Origin of the sequence: Streptomyces sp. AB3(2024), assembly GCF_041862025.1 — a bacterium.
GTDB lineage: Bacteria > Actinomycetota > Actinomycetes > Streptomycetales > Streptomycetaceae > Streptomyces.
On sequence record NZ_JBGWAB010000105.1, the window covers coordinates 14,112 to 30,107 of the forward strand.

Annotated in this window: 20 protein-coding genes and 1 pseudogene; 12 read left to right on the plus strand and 9 right to left on the minus strand. The window is 69.4% G+C overall.

The window, feature by feature from the left end; all coding sequences use genetic code 11:
* The first annotated feature begins 104 nt into the window (after positions 1–104).
* The 3 genes from ACEPPI_RS30385 (at position 105) to ACEPPI_RS30395 (ending at position 2,285) form a co-directional block, all read left to right on the plus strand.
* Positions 105–1,247, plus strand: a complete 1,143-nt coding sequence (locus tag ACEPPI_RS30385) for a GAF domain-containing sensor histidine kinase (RefSeq protein ID WP_373918482.1) — start codon at positions 105–107, stop codon at positions 1,245–1,247.
* Positions 1,240–1,899 carry a response regulator gene (locus ACEPPI_RS30390; RefSeq protein WP_373918483.1) on the plus strand — a complete coding sequence of 220 codons (660 nt, stop codon included), beginning with the start codon at positions 1,240–1,242 and terminating at the stop codon, positions 1,897–1,899. The genes ACEPPI_RS30385 and ACEPPI_RS30390 overlap by 8 nt, the downstream gene beginning before the upstream one ends.
* 140 nt (positions 1,900–2,039) lie before the next feature.
* Positions 2,040–2,285 carry a chaplin gene (locus ACEPPI_RS30395; protein WP_373918498.1) on the plus strand — a complete coding sequence of 82 codons (246 nt, stop codon included), beginning with the start codon at positions 2,040–2,042 and terminating at the stop codon, positions 2,283–2,285.
* 178 nt (positions 2,286–2,463) lie between these two features.
* Here ACEPPI_RS30395 and ACEPPI_RS30400 read toward each other — a convergent pair whose 3' ends face one another.
* A complete protein-coding gene (locus ACEPPI_RS30400; protein WP_373918484.1) occupies positions 2,464–3,237 on the minus strand; it encodes a hypothetical protein in 774 nt (257 codons plus the stop codon).
* 135 nt (positions 3,238–3,372) lie between these two features.
* Between ACEPPI_RS30400 and ACEPPI_RS30405 the strand changes: the two genes are divergently transcribed.
* The 4 genes from ACEPPI_RS30405 to ACEPPI_RS30420 all read left to right on the plus strand — a co-directional run bounded on the left by ACEPPI_RS30405 (position 3,373) and on the right by ACEPPI_RS30420 (position 6,612).
* Entirely contained in the window at positions 3,373–4,173 is an 801-nt protein-coding gene (locus ACEPPI_RS30405) for an ABC transporter ATP-binding protein (protein WP_030233549.1), read from the plus strand.
* A gap of 89 nt (positions 4,174–4,262) precedes the next feature.
* The gene (locus ACEPPI_RS30410) at positions 4,263–4,691 is read left to right on the plus strand and encodes an NfeD family protein (protein WP_373918485.1); all 429 of its coding nucleotides are present in this window, start codon (positions 4,263–4,265) and stop codon (positions 4,689–4,691) included.
* Between the two features lie 85 nt (positions 4,692–4,776).
* Complete coding sequence (locus tag ACEPPI_RS30415) at positions 4,777–5,751, plus strand: SPFH domain-containing protein (protein ID WP_373918486.1); 975 nt, start codon at positions 4,777–4,779, stop codon at positions 5,749–5,751.
* A gap of 90 nt (positions 5,752–5,841) precedes the next feature.
* Complete coding sequence (locus tag ACEPPI_RS30420; RefSeq protein ID WP_373918487.1) at positions 5,842–6,612, plus strand: sulfite exporter TauE/SafE family protein; 771 nt, start codon at positions 5,842–5,844, stop codon at positions 6,610–6,612.
* A gap of 39 nt (positions 6,613–6,651) precedes the next feature.
* On the opposite strand, the gene ACEPPI_RS30425 is transcribed toward ACEPPI_RS30420, so the two are convergent.
* The 3 genes from ACEPPI_RS30425 to ACEPPI_RS30435 all read right to left on the minus strand — a co-directional run bounded on the left by ACEPPI_RS30425 (position 6,652) and on the right by ACEPPI_RS30435 (position 8,668).
* The gene (locus ACEPPI_RS30425; RefSeq protein ID WP_030233558.1) at positions 6,652–7,155 is read right to left on the minus strand and encodes an HNH endonuclease; all 504 of its coding nucleotides are present in this window, start codon (positions 7,153–7,155) and stop codon (positions 6,652–6,654) included.
* 149 nt (positions 7,156–7,304) lie between these two features.
* Complete coding sequence (locus ACEPPI_RS30430) at positions 7,305–7,838, minus strand: YbhB/YbcL family Raf kinase inhibitor-like protein (protein ID WP_373918488.1); 534 nt, start codon at positions 7,836–7,838, stop codon at positions 7,305–7,307.
* 47 nt (positions 7,839–7,885) lie between these two features.
* On the minus strand, positions 7,886–8,668 hold the full coding sequence (locus ACEPPI_RS30435; RefSeq protein ID WP_371679185.1) for a sporulation protein: 783 nt from the start codon (positions 8,666–8,668) through the stop codon (positions 7,886–7,888).
* Positions 8,669–8,785: 117 nt separating this feature from the next.
* Here ACEPPI_RS30435 and ACEPPI_RS30440 point away from each other — a divergent pair, with 117 nt between their 5' ends.
* From ACEPPI_RS30440 to ACEPPI_RS30455, 4 genes are all read left to right on the plus strand, one after another.
* Positions 8,786–9,061 (plus strand): DNA-3-methyladenine glycosylase, encoded by a 276-nt coding sequence (locus ACEPPI_RS30440; protein ID WP_373918489.1) that lies wholly within the window; start codon positions 8,786–8,788, stop codon positions 9,059–9,061.
* Complete coding sequence (locus ACEPPI_RS30445; protein ID WP_373918490.1) at positions 9,058–9,669, plus strand: DNA-3-methyladenine glycosylase; 612 nt, start codon at positions 9,058–9,060, stop codon at positions 9,667–9,669. The genes ACEPPI_RS30440 and ACEPPI_RS30445 overlap by 4 nt, the downstream gene beginning before the upstream one ends.
* Positions 9,670–9,958: 289 nt before the next feature.
* Positions 9,959–10,477 (plus strand): hypothetical protein, encoded by a 519-nt coding sequence (locus tag ACEPPI_RS30450; RefSeq protein ID WP_373918491.1) that lies wholly within the window; start codon positions 9,959–9,961, stop codon positions 10,475–10,477.
* Positions 10,478–11,294: 817 nt separating this feature from the next.
* Positions 11,295–11,720, plus strand: coding sequence for a hypothetical protein (locus ACEPPI_RS30455; RefSeq protein ID WP_373918492.1), 426 nt, complete (start codon positions 11,295–11,297; stop codon positions 11,718–11,720).
* 215 nt (positions 11,721–11,935) lie between these two features.
* Here the strand turns inward: ACEPPI_RS30455 and ACEPPI_RS30460 are convergent, their stop codons facing one another.
* From ACEPPI_RS30460 to ACEPPI_RS30480, 5 genes are all read right to left on the minus strand, one after another.
* Complete coding sequence (locus ACEPPI_RS30460; protein ID WP_373918493.1) at positions 11,936–12,178, minus strand: hypothetical protein; 243 nt, start codon at positions 12,176–12,178, stop codon at positions 11,936–11,938.
* 291 nt (positions 12,179–12,469) lie between these two features.
* Positions 12,470–13,210 (minus strand): Scr1 family TA system antitoxin-like transcriptional regulator, encoded by a 741-nt coding sequence (locus ACEPPI_RS30465; RefSeq protein ID WP_373918494.1) that lies wholly within the window; start codon positions 13,208–13,210, stop codon positions 12,470–12,472.
* Positions 13,207–13,722 carry a DUF6879 family protein gene (locus ACEPPI_RS30470; RefSeq protein WP_373918495.1) on the minus strand — a complete coding sequence of 172 codons (516 nt, stop codon included), beginning with the start codon at positions 13,720–13,722 and terminating at the stop codon, positions 13,207–13,209. The genes ACEPPI_RS30465 and ACEPPI_RS30470 overlap by 4 nt, the downstream gene beginning before the upstream one ends.
* Positions 13,706–13,897, minus strand: coding sequence for a hypothetical protein (locus ACEPPI_RS30475; RefSeq protein ID WP_373918499.1), 192 nt, complete (start codon positions 13,895–13,897; stop codon positions 13,706–13,708). The genes ACEPPI_RS30470 and ACEPPI_RS30475 overlap by 17 nt, the downstream gene beginning before the upstream one ends.
* Before the next feature lie 267 nt (positions 13,898–14,164).
* Positions 14,165–15,079: a recombinase family protein gene (locus ACEPPI_RS30480; RefSeq protein WP_373918496.1), complete on the minus strand. Its 915-nt coding sequence runs from the start codon at positions 15,077–15,079 to the stop codon at positions 14,165–14,167.
* A gap of 109 nt (positions 15,080–15,188) precedes the next feature.
* Here ACEPPI_RS30480 and ACEPPI_RS30485 point away from each other — a divergent pair.
* Positions 15,189–15,494: pseudogene (locus ACEPPI_RS30485) on the plus strand (DNA-3-methyladenine glycosylase); the annotation flags it as partial.
* Positions 15,495–15,996 lie beyond the last annotated feature (502 nt).

The window sequence follows — 15,996 nt, forward strand, 5'->3', positions numbered from 1 at the left end:
GACGGGCGGCCCCCTCACCCCCGACCCCCGGCCGACCGGCTCCGGCCCCGGACCTACGCCCGAAGCCCGATCCCGCAGGTCAGGGCCGCCGGTACGGTGACCCCATGCACAACGGACCCCGCTCGGGACTGGCGGCCGTCAGCAGCGCGCTGCTCGCCATGAGCCGCCGCCTGGAGGTCCACGACGTCCTGCGGACGATCGTCGCCTCCGCCCGGGAACTGCTCGACGCCGAATACGCGGCCCTGGGCGTCCCGGACGACCACGGCGGCTTCGCCCAGTTCGTCGTGGACGGCATCGGCGAGGAACAGTGGCGCCGCATCGGCCCGCTGCCCCGCCAGCACGGCATCCTCGCCGCGATGCTCCACCAGGAGGAGCCCGAGCGGCTCGCCGACGTGCGCGAGGACCCGCGTTTCGGCGGCTGGCCCGCCGCCCACCCCGACATGTCCGACTTCCTCGGCCTGCCCATCCGGGACGGTGAGGAGACCATCGGCGCCCTCTTCCTCGCGAACAAGCGCGGCGGGAGCGGCTGCGGCGGCTTCACCGACGAGGACGAGGAACTCCTCTCCCTCCTCGCCCAGCACGCCGCCATAGCCCTCACCAACGCCCGCCTCTACGAACGCAGCCGCGAGCTGACCATCGCCGAGGAGCGCTCGCGCCTCGCCCACGAGCTGCACGACGCCGTCAGCCAGAAGCTGTTCTCCCTGCGCCTGACCGCGCAGGCCGCCGCCGCCCTCGTCGACCGCGACCCCGCCCGCGCCAAGGGGGAGCTCCAGGAGGTCGCCGCACTGGCCGCGGAGGCCGCCGACGAGCTGCGCGCCGCCGTCACCGAGCTGCGGCCCACCGCGCTGGACGAGGACGGCCTCGTCGCCACCCTGCGCAACCACGTGCGTGTCCTGGACCGCGCCCACACCGCGGCCGTCACCTTCACCTGTGACGGCGTACGGGCGCTGCCCGCGTCCCAGGAGGAAGCGCTCCTGCGCGTCGCCCAGGAGGCCCTCCACAACGCCCTGCGGCACTCCGGCGCCGACCGCGTCGAGGTCACCCTCGCCCGCACCCCCGCCGGCGGCGCCCTGCTGCGCGTGCGCGACTGGGGCCGGGGGTTCTCCCCGCCCACCGTCCGCAAGGCGGGCCGCCACCTCGGGCTGGTCTCCATGCGGGACCGCGCGAGCGGGGCCGGAGGCCGCCTCGACGTCCGTTCGGAGTCCGGTCGGGGCACCACGATCGAGATGGAGGTACCCGGTGGCTGAGGTTCCCGGCCGTCACCGCATCCGCGTCCTGCTGGTCGACGACCACCAGGTGGTCCGGCGCGGCCTGCGCACCTTCCTGGAGGTCCAGGAGGACATCGAGGTGGTCGGCGAGGCCGCCGACGGCGAGGAGGGCATCGCCCGCGCCGAGGAGCTGCGGCCCGACGTGATCCTGATGGACGTCAAGATGCCGGGCACCGACGGCATCGAGGCCCTGCGCAGACTGCGCGGGCTCGCGAACCCGGCACGGGTCCTGATCGTCACCAGCTTCACGGAACAGCGGACCGTGGTCCCCGCCCTGCGGGCCGGCGCCGCCGGGTACCTCTACAAGGACATCGACCCCGACGCGCTCGCCGGAGCCATCCGCTCCGTGCACGCGGGCCACGTCCTGCTCCAGCCGGAGGTGGCCGAGGCCCTGCTCGCCGCCCAGGACGACCGGCCCGCCGCGGCCGGCCGTCCGGGCGCGCTGACCGACCGCGAGCGGGAGGTCCTCGGCCTGATCGCGGACGGCCGCTCCAACCGCGAGATCGCCAGGGCGCTCGTCCTCTCCGAGAAGACGGTCAAGACGCACGTGTCGAACATCCTGATGAAACTGGACCTCTCCGACCGGACGCAGGCCGCGCTGTGGGCGGTCAGACACGGCCTCACCGACTGATCGGAACGACAATCGCTTCAAGGGAGATTCATACGGTCGGGTGTATGTAGCCCACATGGCGTATCCCCACGGACCGGGACGCCGTTCTCCAGCACGTGCCGCGACGGCTGGTCGCGGCAGACGTACTGGAGGACGAGAACGTGAAGAACTTCAAGAAGGCCGCAGCCGTCACCATGATCGCGGGCGGCCTCGTCGCCGCCGCCGCCGGTGTCTCCTCGGCGCACGGCGGTGCGTCCGCGGAGGGCGAGGCCCTGAACTCGCCCGGCGTGGCCTCCGGGAACCTGCTCCAGGTCCCCGTGCACGTCCCCGTGAACGTGGTCGGCAACAGCGTCAACGTGATCGGCCTGCTCAACCCCGCCTTCGGCAACACCGGCGTCAACGCCTGACGCGCCCGGCCGGCTCCCGCACCCCCCCCCCGGGGCGCCGGCCGCACCCCGCAGGCCCCGCTTCCCCCCTTCTCCCCGGGAAGCGGGGCCGTGCCGCACCCGGCCCGCGACCGGCCCGCGCACCCGGCCCGCACCTGGCCCGCGCACCCGGCCCGCGACCGCCCGGGGCCGCGGCGGGCTACCGCTGTTCGACCGCCGCGTTGTACGCCGCGACCAGCGCCCGCCGGGCCACCCGCTCCACCGGCCGCAGGGCCTCGCCCCGCGCCGCCATCTCCGAGGCGGCCACCGCACCGCCGTGCCCGTTCTCGTACGCCAGCGACACCATCAGGTCCACCCGCTGCGCCAGAGCCAGCACCCGTACCGCCCGCGCCGGGTACCCGGGAGCCAGCACCTCACGGCCCGCCTCCGCCCGCGCCCGGTACGCCGACAGCGCCGCCTCCGCCACCGGACCCGACCCCGCCACGTCCAGCCGGGTCAGCACCACCGTCGCCTCGCGCAGCGCCTCCGCCAGCTCCCGCTCCGCCTCACCGAGCGAGGGCACGTCCGCCGGCGGGGCCTCCCGCACCGGCAGGCACTGCCACAGCACCGAGACGTGCACGTCACCGGCCGGGCCCGCCTCCGTCACCTCCGGCACCAGACCCAGCGCCGCACCCGCGCACACCACGGCCTCCTCGGCCTCCAGCGCCCGCGCGTTGAACTCCGGCGGCCCGCTCAGCCCCAGCGGATGTCCCGGCGCCGGCAGCGCCACCCGCAGTCCGCTTGCCCCCAGCGCACGCAGCCGCCCGAGCGCCAGCGTGAGCCCGACCGGCTCCGCTTCCCCCGGCAGCCCGGCCACCCGGTGCACGGCGTCCTCGCCCACGATCGACAGCGCGGCCTCGTCGGGCGAGACCAGACCGGCCAGCAGAGCGTTCCCCCAGGCGGCCAGCCGCCCTGAACGTGGTTCGAAAAGCATCCCCCCACTCTACGGATCCGGCGCCGGACCCGGCCTGGCGCCCGTAGCCCTCCGCGAGTGGCGTAGGTTTTCCCCTGGGGCCGCGCCTACAGGCGCGCACAGAGAACCGTGACTGCAAGGGGTGACAACACGCTCATGAGCGATGTTCTGGAGCTGGTGGACGTATCCGTGGTCCGCGAGGGCCGGGCTCTGGTGGACCAGGTCTCCTGGTCGGTGAAGGAGGGGGAGCGCTGGGTGATCCTCGGCCCCAACGGCGCCGGCAAGACCACGCTGCTGAACCTCGCCTCCAGCTACCTCTTCCCCACCAAGGGCTCCGCCACCATCCTCGGCAGCACCCTCGGCAAGCCCGGCGCCGACGTCTTCGAGCTGCGCCCGCGCATCGGCGTCGCCGGCATCGCGCTGGCCGACAAGCTCCCGAAGCGGCAGACCGTCCTGCAGACCGTGCTCACCGCCGCCTACGGCATGACCGCGACCTGGCAGGAGGAGTACGAGGACGTCGACGAGCAGCGCGCCCGCGCCTTCCTCGACCGCCTCGGCATGAGCGACTACCTCGACCGGAAGTTCGGGACCCTCTCCGAGGGCGAGCGCAAGCGCACCCTGATCGCCCGCGCCCTGATGACCGACCCCGAGCTGCTCCTCCTCGACGAGCCCGCCGCGGGCCTGGACCTCGGCGGCCGCGAGGACCTCGTACGCCGCCTCGGCCGCCTCGCCCGCGACCCGATGGCCCCGTCGATGGTCATGGTCACGCACCACGTCGAGGAGATCGCCCCCGGCTTCACGCACGTCCTCATGATCCGCCAGGGCAAGGTCGTCACCGCCGGTCCCATCGACCTGGAACTGACCTCGCGCAACCTCTCCCTCTGCTTCGGCCTCCCGCTGGTCGTCGAGCGCAACGACCACGACCGCTGGACCGCCCAGGGCCTGCCGCTGCGCTAGTGCCGTGGCCGGAAAGGGTCACCGGGCCGGGGCGCGTGCCGGCGCTCGCGCCCTGTCCGGACCGCACCCACCCGACCTACCATGACGATGTGAACATCGACGCGTGGGTGTGGTGGCTCATCGGCGCGGCCGGACTGGGCATCCCGCTCGTCCTGACCGCACTGCCGGAGTTCGGCATGTTCGCCGTCGGCGCGCTCGCGGCCGCCGGTACGGCGGCCCTCGGCGGGGGAGCGGTGGCCCAGGTCCTGGTCTTCGTCATCGTGTCGGTCGCGCTGATCGCCGTCGTCCGGCCGATCGCCAACCGCCACCGGGACCAGCGGCCCCAACACCGCAGCGGCATCGAGGCGTTGAAGGGCAGATCCGCCCTCGTCCTCGAACGCGTCGACGGCAGCGGCGGCCGGATCAAGCTCGCGGGCGAGGTCTGGTCCGCCCGCACCCTGGACGTCGACAGCAGTTTCGAACCGGGTCAGTCCGTCGACGTGGTCGACATCGACGGGGCGACCGCGGTCGTCATGTGAGCAAGCAGCCCACCCGCGGCCCCGGGGTCTGCGAGACTCCGCTGAACGGGGCAGCACAGACAGCCGGAAGGGCACGGGGAACCGCATGCAACCGATCATCATCGTCCTGATCATCCTGGTGGTTCTGGTCTTCATCGCCCTGGTCAAGACGATCCAGGTGATCCCGCAGGCCAGCGCAGCCATCGTCGAGCGGTTCGGCCGCTACACCCGCACCCTCAACGCGGGCCTCAACATCGTCGTCCCGTTCATCGACTCGATCCGCAACCGGATCGACCTCCGCGAGCAGGTCGTCCCCTTCCCGCCGCAGCCGGTCATCACCCAGGACAACCTGGTCGTCAACATCGACACCGTCATCTACTACCAGGTGACCGACGCCCGCGCCGCGACGTACGAGGTGGCCAGCTACATCCAGGCCATCGAGCAGCTCACCGTCACCACCCTGCGCAACATCATCGGCGGCATGGACCTGGAGCGGACGCTGACCTCCCGCGAGGAGATCAACGCCGCCCTGCGCGGAGTCCTCGACGAGGCCACCGGCAAGTGGGGCATCCGCGTCAACCGCGTCGAGCTCAAGGCGATCGAGCCGCCGACCTCCATCCAGGACTCGATGGAGAAGCAGATGCGCGCCGACCGCGACAAGCGCGCCGCGATCCTCCAGGCCGAAGGTGTCCGCCAGTCCGAGATCCTGCGCGCCGAGGGCGAGAAGCAGTCCTCCATCCTCCGCGCCGAAGGTGAGGCCAAGGCCGCCGCGCTGAGGGCCGAGGGCGAGGCCCAGGCCATCCGTACGGTCTTCGAGTCCATCCACGCCGGCGACGCCGACCAGAAGCTGCTCGCCTACCAGTACCTCCAGATGCTCCCGAAGCTCGCCGAGGGCGACGCCAACAAGCTCTGGATCGTGCCCAGCGAGATCGGTGACGCCCTCAAGGGCCTCTCCGGCGCCATGGGCAACTTCGGCCCCATGGGCGGCGGTTCGTCCGGCTTCAACCCCCAGGCCCCCGGCAAGGGAGCCCCCGAGGCCGACAGCGCCAAGGACCGCCGGGAACAGCCCCCCATCGACTGACGCCGCCCTCCCCTCGTGCATGATCGGTGAGGCCCCTCGACCTTCATGGCGGGGAGGCGACTCACTCACGCAAAGGGGATGGCTCCGTCCATGTCCATCTGGGAATCACTCGCGGTCTTCGCCGCCGGAATCGGCGCCGGCACCATCAACACCATCGTCGGTTCCGGCACCCTGATCACCTTCCCGGTGCTGCTCGCCACCGGACTGCCCCCGGTCACCGCGAACGTGTCCAACACCCTCGGGCTGGTGCCCGGTTCCCTCAGCGGAGCCTTCGGCTACCGCAAGGAGCTCCGGGGCCAGCGCGCCCGCGTCCTGCGCCTCGGCGCGGTCTCCCTCGTCGGCGGCCTCGCGGGCGCGATCCTGCTCCTCAACCTGCCGTCGGACTCCTTCGACACGATCGTGCCCGTCCTCATCGGCGTGGCACTCGTCCTCGTGGCCCTCCAGCCCCGCCTCGCCGCGGCCGTGCGCCGCCGCCAGGAAGCCGCCGGCGGCGACACCGCCCACCCGGACGGCGGCCCGGCCCTGATGACCGGCATGCTGCTCGCCAGCGCCTACGGAGGCTACTTCGGCGCCGCGCAGGGCGTCCTCTACCTCGGGCTGATGGGCCTCTTCCTCCACGACGACCTGCAACGGATCAACGCCGTCAAGAACGTCGTGGCCGCCCTCGTCAACGGCATCGCGGCCGTCTTCTTCCTCTTCGTCGCCGAGTTCGACTGGACGGCCGTGGTCCTCATCGCCGTCGGCTCCACCATAGGCGGCCAGATCGGCGCCACCGTCGGCCGGCGCCTCCCGCCGACCGTCCTGCGCGCCGTCATCGTGACGGTCGGCATCCTGGCGATCGTCCAGCTCCTCCTCCGCTGAACGGCGTACGAGGAATACGCCGCCCAGCGGACGAGTGGCTCAGGCGCTACGCCCGAGCCACTCGGGCAGCCCGTCCTGCCCGCCCACCCCGAGGGCCAGCAGCATCGCGTCGGCCGGAGACGGGACGAAGGGCTTGCGCAGCAACGGCATCCCCGCCTCCTCAGGAGTCCGCGCCGCCTTGCGGTGGTTGTCCTCGGCGCAGGAGGCCACCGTGTTCAGCCAGGTGTCCCCACCGCCCTGCGCCCTCGGAAGTACGTGGTCCACGGTCGTCGCGCGCTTCCCGCAGTACGCGCACCGGTGTTGGTCCCGGACCAACACCCCCCTCCGTGACCAGGGAGCATGTCTTCGGAAGGGCACCCGCACGTACCTGCACAGCCTGATCACCCGCGGCATCGGCAACTCCATGGTGGCCGCACGCACACGCAGCTCGGGATGCGACTGTTCGACCACGGCCTTGTCCTGGAGCACCAGGACCACGGCCCGGTTCAGCGTCACCGTCGACAACGGCTCGAAGCTCGCGTTCAGCACCAGCGTGTCCCGCATCTCGCCCACCTCCCGTGTGCAGGCCCGCGACCACCCCGGCGGCAGGGCCCGCAACCACTCTGGCCGCGCGCGCCACGCGGGACAACGCAATAAAAATGCCCGGTCCTGGCCGTCTTTAGACCAGGACCGGGCCAACACGCGGAGAACGATCAGCGCAACGGAGCCTCGTACTCACCGATCAGCTGGGCCCGGCCGAGAGCGTGGAACCGCAGATGGAAACCGACGACCGCCGGAGACGAGTCCTCGTCCGGCCCGAGCTGCTCCCGGTCCACCGCGTACACGGTGAACACGTACCGGTGCCGCTCCCCGCGCGGCGGAGCCGCGCCACCGAAGTCACGCGTGCCGTAGTCGTTCCGCGCGTGCACGGCACCCTCGGGCAGCCCGGCGAAGTCCCCGCTCCCCGCACCGGCCGGCAGCTCGGTCACCGAGACCGGCAGGTCGAAGAGCACCCAGTGCCAGAACCCGCTGCCCGTAGGGGCGTCCGGGTCGTAGCAGGTCACCGCGAAGCTCTTCGTCCCCTCGGGGAAGCCCTCCCACCGCAGCTGCGGCGAGAGGTTCTTGCCCGTCAGTACCTGGGCCGCGTGCAGATCGGCCCCCGGTGAGACGTCGTCGCTCGTCACCGTGAAGGAAGGAACCTCCGGGTGGAAAGCGTGCGGAAGGGGAGCCCTGTTCTGTTCGGCCACTGCTGTACCTCCTGAGGGGAAACGCGTACGGGCGTACGGGCCCGAGCCTAGAACCAGTTGCGCTGCGAACCGACCGACGCGATCCACTGGTTCAGGTACGCGGCCCAGTCCGTTCCCTCGTACGACTGCAGTCCCACCTGGAAGCAGCGGTAGGTGTCACTGCCCTCGCTGAACAGGCCCGGCTTCTTGTCCATCTCCAGCACGACGTCCATCTCACGGCCGTCCGAGACGAAGGTCAGCTCCACCTGGTTCAGACCGCGGTACTGCGACGGCGGCAGGAACTCGATCTCCTGGTAGAACGGCAGCGTCTGCCGGGTGCCGCGGATGTGTCCGCGCTCCATGTCCGCGCTGCGGAACGAGAAGCCCAGCTGCCGGAAGGCGTCGAGGATCGCCTGCTGTGCCGGCACCGGGTGCACGTTGATCGGGTCGAGGTCGCCCGCGTCCACCGCGCGCGCGATCTCCAGCTCGGTGCTGACCCCGATGCTCATCCCGTGCAGGTGCTGCCCCCCGAAGTGGGTGATCGGCGTCTCCGCCGGGATCTCCAGCCCGAACGGCACCACGTGCAGCGCGCCGGCCTGCACCTGGAAGGCACCGCCGAGGCGCTGCTTGGTGAAGACGATGTCCTGCTTGTACTCGTGGTCGCCGCCTTCCACCTCCACGCGCGCCTGGAGGCCGACGGAAAGCCCCTCGATCTGCTGTTCCACGGACCCGCCCTGGATCCGGACCTCGCCCTGGACGATGCCACCCGGCACGACGTTCGGCTCGGTGATGATCGTGTCCACCGAAGCACCACCGGCACCCAGGCTCGCGAACAGCTTCCTGAACCCCATGCTCACATCTCCCCTGATACGGATCTAAGGACCTGGCGACTACGTTGCGCCTACCCTTACCAACGCGGAACCTTAGGCCCCGGTTGCACGGGTGCCCGTTCCACTACGCTCGACCGGATGAGCGCGCGCCCCGACCGTACGCCCCTGCCCCGGTCCTTCTTCGACCGGCCGGTCCTCACCGTGGCCCCCGACCTGCTGGGCCGCGTCCTCGTCCGCCGTACGCCGGACGGCCCCGTGGAACTGCGCATCACGGAGGTCGAGGCCTACGAGGGCGCGGCCGACCCCGGCTCCCACGCCTACCGCGGCCGCACCGACCGCAACGCGTCCATGTTCGGCCCGCCCGGACACGCGTACGTCTACTTCATCTACGGCATGTCAAGGCAGTCAGCATGAATGTCGATCTCCTCGCTCACCCTGCCGAAGAAGTCGCTCCCAAGCTGCTCGGGAGTGTACTCACCTGCAAGACCCCAGAGGGCACCGTGAGCATCGCCATCACGGAGACCGAGGCGTACTCCGGCGCGGCCGACCCGGCCTCCCATGCCTACCGAGGCCAGACACCTCGTAACGCGGTCATGTTCGGACCCGCAGGACACCTGTACGTCTACCGGTCCCACGGTCTCCACTGGTGCGCCAACGTCGTCACCGGGACGGACGGCATCGCCTCGGGCGTCCTCATCCGGGCAGGCAGGGTCATCGAGGGGGAAGACCTGGCACGCAAGCGGCGAGGGGAGAGGGTCGAGAGCCCACGCCTCGCCCGAGGTCCAGGCAACTTCTGTCAGGCTCTCGGCATTACGGGTGAGCACAACGGCGCAGACCTCCTGACAGGTACCTCGGTCGTGCTGTCCGAGGGGGAGTCGGTACCTGCCGCGCTCATCCAGGCTGGTCCTCGGGTAGGCGTGAGCGAGGCCCACGACTGGCAACACCGGTTCTACGTAGCCGATGATCCGACGGTTTCGGCGTACCGACTGAGCCCGCGAGCCAAACCGCCCGCCGGAGCCTGAGCCGCTGCGCGCCTCGCCGACGGCCCGCCGGTGAGTCGGTGCGGAGGTTAGGTCATGCGATGCGTGATCGTCCACGAGCGCGGCGCGTGACGCGTTCCTGGCCGGTCGGGTGACTGCCGACCTGCGCCGATTCGGGCCGGACGCGTGGGTGTTGACCGAGTCTTTGAGCTGGCCCGTGAGTGGTTGACTTGGCTGGGTGAGCGTCGGGGTGGCCCGCAGGCTAGCGGTCGCCGCTTGTCGGCGGGGCTTCGCCAGCAGCGATGTCGTACTCCGCTTCTATGCTCCTGCGATGACGTCTTACGAAGGAACGCATCCCACCGTTCTCGTCCGGGTCGGCAACCTCCACGCCCGGATCGACGAGCAGCTCGCACCAGCTATCCAGGCGATCTGGGAGTGCGGCATCGATACGTTCACCTGCTGCCAGGACTTGGCCGAGAGCAACGCGGATTGGCCGGCGAAGTTGCCGCATATGGCGGATTGGGTGGAGTCTCGCCGCGGCTGGATGCTCATCGACTTCCCAGTCGACAGCGGACTCGCCTTCCTCTCGGCCGTAGCAAATGCCGGACCGCGAGACGCCTTCTACGTGCGGATGACTCACTGGGCCGCCCCCGACGCCTGGGACGTGAAGATCAAGCCGATGGACGCGGCGATGTTTCAGGGGGACCAGCCGTCGGACTTCGGCCTGCGCCTCCTGCAGGTCAGCTTCCCTGCCTACGATCTGCCAGAACTGACCCGGCGCCTCCGCGAACACACTGCAGGCCGCACGGTGCCGCCTGCTCCCGCCGACTGGAGCACTGTGGGCCGCTAGCTACTGACCGGGTCGCTCTGGAATCAGGCTCCGGCTGAACAGAGCAGCACTACACGGCAGGGCTCCCTGAACGGGGTCTTCCCTATCTCGTATAAGATCCCTCGCCCAGGTCGCCGCCGTCGCTTCCGACCGCACGAGACCGAGTTCAGGCCCGAAGGGCCTGGGCGTTCACCTGTGAAGAGACCATGCCAACCGTGCACGGTCCACCCCGCCGCAGCACCCCGGACACCCACTCGCCTACCGCGTCCACTTCGCCGCTATCGGATGGGCAGACCGGCAAGGACACGCAGGCTTCCAGCCCGGCCGGCTGGCCGCCCTGCTGGGCAAGGACGGCAAGCCACTGTCCGACCAGAGCACCCGTAACGCGGTGGCCCGTGCCAAGGCACTCGACCTCGTGTCGCCCCGTTCCGGGGCCGCCTGCCTAGTCCTTCCTTCCCATCTGTTCCAGAAGGGCAAGGGTGCGTCAGCCCCCTGCCGCCTCCATCAGGACCGGTGACTACATCTCGGGCGTGTAGCCAGAGCACGTCTGGCGTGTAGCGGCACAGGCTCTGAGCTGCGGAAACGTTCGCGTGCTCTCTTATCTATTTGGCCCAGTGCAGTCCAGCCCCCTACCGGCCGCCACAGTCTCAAGCGGCCTACGACAGAAGCCTCGTAGACGCACTTCAGGCAGCGGCTAGGGCCGCCCGGAGGGCGGCGCAGGAGGCTACCGGGAAGACGTATGGACGTACTTCAGCCTTGGCGAGCGCCACTGAACATGATCGGGCGATGTCGGCTGATTGCCTGACAGGTGAGGGATAGGTCCGGTAGATGTGTGCGCGTGACTGACTCCACGCCCGAGGACGGCGAGCCCACCTCCTTCGTCGAGAAGACGAAGAACTGGTACGGGAAGCACAAGCCGAAGATCCGCATCGTTGGCGCCGTGACTCTGGCCGTGGGCTTGGCCGTGGTCGCCCATCTCGCCACGAGGCAGGACGCCGAGAAGTATGACGCCAAGGACATCGCGGACTCCGAGCCGGTTTCCAGCCGTGAAACCGCGGACGAGCCTCGGCGGTCCTCCCTTGACCCTGACCGCGACCCCTTCCTACGGAGACTCCCCGCCGGTCAGCAGGCCAGCGAGGAAGTCAGGGCGAGGTACAAGGAACTGACGGGCAACGACCTTCCTCCTGGCTACACCTTGGTTCGCCGGTGGTTTTTCCCGAGCGACTCCTCGGAGGACGAGGACCCCGGTCAAGCCGCAGCCTGAGTACCTGGGCGAAGGGGACCGAGGCCTCTCATTCCTGCAGGCCCTCGGCTCTACGCCGGGGGCCGTTCGTATGTGGACGTCCAACACTGTCTTGAGGCTCCAACGATGCGGCCCCGCCGACCGCGGGGGAGGTCGACAGGGGCCAGCGCAGGGGCGCGTGTCGCTCACGCTGCGCCCCTTCCAGCGCGCCTCTGGTCTGCGTTGCTTGCCGTCCCTCAGCGCGCCGGGGGCTTAGCCTCATCGGCTCGTACGACCATGGCGAACGCCGTACAGAGCCGCCGGAAGCCGCGATGGTTGCTCATGCCGGTGTGGCTCATGCACTCGACGTCGACCGCCGCACTGTCTGTCGACGGCTCCGCCTTCCACTTGCAGTGCAGGCACTCCGCCTCATAGGTCACGTCCGTATCCGGATGCTGTGTGATCCGGTGCGTCACGAACCGCAGGACCGTGCGCGCCATCAGCGTCCCCGGTGTTCGTTCCGGAGATGAGCCCGCAGGCCCACGTTCACGTCCGACACCTGCGAGTAGTCCCCGACCGACGTGGCGTTCGCGCGAGCCACCGCGTACCGCAGGCATTCACGACAGCCCGACACGGGGTCGGGCGGCGCGGAGGGAAGGGTCACGTGTACCGGTCCGTCCATCGTCGTCTTGGGTGTGCTCATCCGTGCGACCTCCCGACTGTTCGCTTGCCGAAGGATGATCCCCCGGGGTGCGCACGGGATGGCCCTTCAGCCGCGTAGTCGACTGCAGTCATGCACGGCAAGCGGCGGACCACTCGGCGAGCCGCGCCCGAAGGTCTTCGCCGACAAGGGCATGTTCCTCGTAGCCGGCGAACTCCGTCAGATACGCCTGAACGTCTCGGCCGTCCCGGAGTACGAGATTTCCCGCCGTCGTCTCGATGGTGACCAACGCGACGTCGTAGATGGTGAACGTGCTCAGAGGGGTTCGGGGCGTCGGTGCCCCCACCGGGATCACCCCGATCTGAACGTTCGGGAGGTAGGACAGGGATGCCAGCCGGTCCATCTGCTCGGCCAGTGCCAGTGGAGAGACGACCGGCCAGCGAACCGCCTGCTCGGTCAGAACGAACGCCCGTACGTACTCCGGGGTTGCGAGCAGGCCGGTAACCATCGAGAGCAGGAAGTACCGCATCTGTGTGGAGGACGCTTCGAGCGACTTCAGCTCGGCCCGTCTCGTACCGAGCCCCTTGCGCCGAAGCTCTCGTAGGTTCCGCCACTCGGTGTTCGCCATCCTGGCGAGGGCGGAGACCTCGGCGACCAGTCCCGGCGGAGCGTCCAGAGCTCGCAAGATCTGCTCGACGTCGACCAGGGACGGCCGTGTCCGGCCGTTCTCGATGCGAGACACCTTCGACTGGGACATGTTGCAGCGTGCTGCGAGCCGGTCCCCTGAGAGGCCGGCTCGCTTGCGCAGGTCCCGAAGCAGAGAGGCGAGTTCGGTGCCGGATCCGCCAAGCTGCTCAGCTTTGAACGTCACCTGTTCACATACTCCAGGAAGGGAACCGACGCGGCGACGGCGATGCGCTGCCACTCGACGAACGGCGCAGGGTCACCCTCGTACAGCTCTCGGCTGATCTGCGTGCCGTCGCCCTCGTAGTGCATCAGGACGACCGTCGAGCGGTCGAACATCCAGAAGTCCTCGACATCCGGCAACGGGTTCTCCCGCTCGGTCACGTCAAGGATGCGAATGTCCTCCCCGGCGAGCACGTGCGGGGCGTAGTACCGGGAGAACTCGAAGCGCAGGCACTCGGAGAGCGGTCGAGTCAGGACGTGCACTCGCCCCTTGCTCTTCCCCTCGCCACGCAGCCGCTTCAGGACTTCCGTGTACGCGGATGAGTAGCCGTGGGGGTCGACGCGGTTGCCTGCCCGGAAGGCTTCAAGTTCTTCCGCCTCCTGCGGAACCAGGTACTGGGGCAGGGTTTCCAGTCGCCACGCTTCCGACTGGAAACCGCGGAGCGTGGCCCGCCACTCGTCACCATCCAAGAGCACGAACAGCCTCCCGAAGAACGCTCTCGGGGATCTCCACGAGCCCTTCCCCCTGCGGGGGAGTAAAGGCGTCGGACACGTCACCCTGAACCACGATGGAGCCGGAAGCGGTGCGGTAGACGTTCGGGCAGTCGTCCTCTCCACACGGGCTGTTGCCGTTGCCAGTGAGCCGAGTCAGTTCTTCGCGTGCATGCGGAACCCCCTTGACTTGTCGGCCCGGTTGGGCCGCCTGAGGCGACCGTACGGGGGCTGCTTGCGGCCGTCCATGCACAGACGTGACTCATGCACGTTGTTGCATGAACTGGGGAGCGAGCGGGCGCACGGAGGCCCTGAGGGATCTTTGGTTCCGCCTCGCCGGGCATGGCGATGGGCCCCGCCCGACTCTCGGCAGACGGCCCGTGCGCACTGAGTGCCGACGGCCGGCTCGACTCTCCGTGATCGGATTTCAGGGGTTCCGGAACGTGATCCGGCAGTGCTCGCCTTTGAAGGACCGGACTCCTCGACCGCGCGGCATCAGCTCGACTCGCTCGCAGACCTGCATGACGACGGTCCGCACGTAGTCGATGCGGTCGGGGTCTTCGTAGTCCAGTTCCTCCCACAGGTACTCGATGTCGCCGAGGTCGACGCGCACCCGCTGCGATGCCAGGTCTGCCAGCTCGGCACGGATCTTGGTCAGGTCGGCGTCACACCTGCCGATGCCCGCCCGCAGGGTCGACGCGTCGATGTCCCCCGCAGAGAACATCTCCGCCAGGGCGGTGCGCCTCTCGGAGGCGGCTGTTTCCTCGGTCAGCAGCTCGGCCTCTCGCTCCTCGTCTGTGGCATCCGTGGCCGGTGCCGCGTTCCACTCCTCGGCCCTGTCGATGACCTTCCTGACAACGAAGGAATCGAGCAGGTCCGCGGGGCAGGTGATGCACCGGCCACCCGAACAGGTGTAGATGCGGTACCGCTCTCCTGCCGCGTTCTTCTTGCTCCACCCTTGAGTGACGACGGCCTGACACTTCGAGCAGCGGACCACGCCGGACAACAGGGCCTTGCGCTTGCCGCCACCGCCCGTGTTGCGCTCGGGGTCGCTCAGGTAGCGGACCAGCGCACGGAATATGCCCTCGGAGACGATCGCCTCCCAGTTACCCGCGCCGGTCTCCTCAGTCCGCCGCACGCGCTTCCCGTCCGGCTTCTCGACCCACTGCGAGTACGTCTGGATTCCCGCGTTCCTCGGCTTCAAGAGGACGATCCGAAGGTTCGAGCTGCGCCGCTCCTTGCCGTGCGGCGAGAGCAGTCCGCGCGTGTTCCAGTCCTTCGCGATGGACCAGAGGGTGACCCCGGCCAGGACATCCCGGTACGCCTGCCGCAGGGCTTCCACCTCCGCTTCCCGATGCCTGCCGTCTCGCTCGAAGCCGAAGGGGCGAGTACTCCAGAAGGGCCTTCCCGACTCCGCGCGCCGCTGGCTACGACTGACCAGCCCTTCGGTGGGCGCCGACCTCGCAGCCAAACGTCGACTTTCCGCCAGAACCCCTCGGGAACTGGCCAAGGGTCCGGCCCGTCTGGCCACGGCCCTCGATGTCGACCGCTCCCTCGACGCTACGGGCCTCTGCGCCGGCCCCGATTCCCCGCTGTCCCTCCTCACCGGCACCGCCACCCCGCCCGACCTGGTGGGCAACGGACCCCGCACGGGGGTCGGCGGTGCGGGGGCCGCCCATCCCTACCGCTACTGGCTCACCGGCGACCCGACGGTGAGCCCCTACCGCCCCCACGTGCCACGCCGCCGCGCAACTTGACTCGGCCGTGACGGACGCCTAACGTAGCCCGAGCCGCTTGAACGGGGTACTGCCTTCGCAGACCCCCAGAGCGGCGAAACCACTACCTACGACTTACCCCTGGCGGGGTCCTATTCGGCATGCCCGAATTCCCTGCCCGCCGACTCGATTATGAGTCGGAAGGGGAAAGCGCTAACGTAGCGGAGCGCCGAAAGGCACAGACCCTCCAACGGTCACCGAATTCAAATCCAGAACCGGAAACGGTGCGGAAATGATCTGGTAAGGTTGGAATCGCCGGAAAGGGAAAGCGCGAAAGCGCAGAACCTGGAAAGCACCGAGGAAAATCGGACACGAAAGAGTCTGATAGAGTCGGAAACGCAAGAACAGAACGAAAGCCTGGAGGAAAGCCCGAGAGGGTGAGTACAAAGGAAGCGTCCGTTCCTTGAGAACTCAACAGCGTGCCAAAAATCAACGCCAGAAGTTGATACCCCGTCCACTTCGGTGGATGAGGTTCCTTTGAAAA

Excerpts from the sequence above, each read along its gene's own strand:
- ACEPPI_RS30400 (WP_373918484.1), bottom strand. The coding sequence starts at position 3,237 with ATGCTTTTCGAACCACGTTCAGGGCGGCTGGCCGCCTGGGGGAACGCT.
- ACEPPI_RS30420 (WP_373918487.1), top strand. The coding sequence starts at position 5,842 with ATGTCCATCTGGGAATCACTCGCGGTCTTCGCCGCCGGAATCGGCGCC.
- ACEPPI_RS30415 (WP_373918486.1), top strand. The coding sequence starts at position 4,777 with ATGCAACCGATCATCATCGTCCTGATCATCCTGGTGGTTCTGGTCTTC.
- ACEPPI_RS30460 (WP_373918493.1), bottom strand. The coding sequence starts at position 12,178 with ATGGCGCGCACGGTCCTGCGGTTCGTGACGCACCGGATCACACAGCAT.
- ACEPPI_RS30445 (WP_373918490.1), top strand. The coding sequence starts at position 9,058 with ATGAATGTCGATCTCCTCGCTCACCCTGCCGAAGAAGTCGCTCCCAAG.
- ACEPPI_RS30385 (WP_373918482.1), top strand. The coding sequence starts at position 105 with ATGCACAACGGACCCCGCTCGGGACTGGCGGCCGTCAGCAGCGCGCTG.
- ACEPPI_RS30435 (WP_371679185.1), bottom strand. The coding sequence starts at position 8,668 with ATGGGGTTCAGGAAGCTGTTCGCGAGCCTGGGTGCCGGTGGTGCTTCG.
- ACEPPI_RS30425 (WP_030233558.1), bottom strand. The coding sequence starts at position 7,155 with ATGCGGGACACGCTGGTGCTGAACGCGAGCTTCGAGCCGTTGTCGACG.
- ACEPPI_RS30440 (WP_373918489.1), top strand. The coding sequence starts at position 8,786 with ATGAGCGCGCGCCCCGACCGTACGCCCCTGCCCCGGTCCTTCTTCGAC.
- ACEPPI_RS30450 (WP_373918491.1), top strand. The coding sequence starts at position 9,959 with ATGACGTCTTACGAAGGAACGCATCCCACCGTTCTCGTCCGGGTCGGC.
- ACEPPI_RS30405 (WP_030233549.1), top strand. The coding sequence starts at position 3,373 with ATGAGCGATGTTCTGGAGCTGGTGGACGTATCCGTGGTCCGCGAGGGC.